The sequence below is a fragment of the Vibrio sp. 2132-1 genome (assembly GCF_033344315.1).
Map to the genome: position 1 here is coordinate 1 of NZ_JAWPON010000425.1, position 653 is coordinate 653.

Annotated in this window: 1 protein-coding gene; it reads right to left on the reverse strand. The window is 43.2% G+C overall.

From position 1 onward, the window contains the following. Positions 1-361: NUDIX hydrolase (locus tag R8N47_RS25820; RefSeq protein ID WP_318186181.1), on the reverse strand; the 361-nt coding region annotated here is incomplete at its 3' end. Between the last annotated feature and the right edge of the window lie 292 nt (positions 362-653).

Sequence of the window (653 nt, forward strand, 5' to 3'; positions counted from 1 at the left end):
CTAAGTGTTCGGCGACAAACAAATACTGAATTTCATCACAAAACCCAGCGAGCGGTGTCACTTGACCGAGAGGGGTAAATTTTTCTGCGCTGAAGCCAGTTTCTTCTTCCAACTCACGTTGCGCGCAGCAGAGCGGGTCTTCGTCGCCTTCACGAGTGCCTGCTGGTAACTCCAGAAGCCATTTATTGAGAGAAGGTCGAAACTGATTCACTAAGACTATATCGCCATTGGCAGCGATTGGCAGTATTACAGCAGCGCCTGGATGGTGAATGGTGGTGTGTGAAATGACTTGACCAGTAGGAAGCTGAACGTCTTCTTCAACCAAAGAAATTTGCTTCCATTTATGAATTGTTTTGCTCATGCAGTTGTAAACCCTAGCAATGACCGCAATTTGACGTTTTTGAACATTAACCACAAACGGTGGGAAACAAAAGCAAAAACTGTTGCAAGGCCACGAAAGCGTTTGCACTTTCAGTGAGCTATATCTCATAAATGGAAACTTTGATTGCTCAGCAAAGAGAGAGATAAGCATCTGTTATAAGGGTGATTCGAACAAATTACACTTGTAACAAAGTGATAACAAATGTATAAAAATAAATACACAGCATCAGTTCAGCAGCCGGAGTACGTATGAGCCAACCTTCTTTTGCATC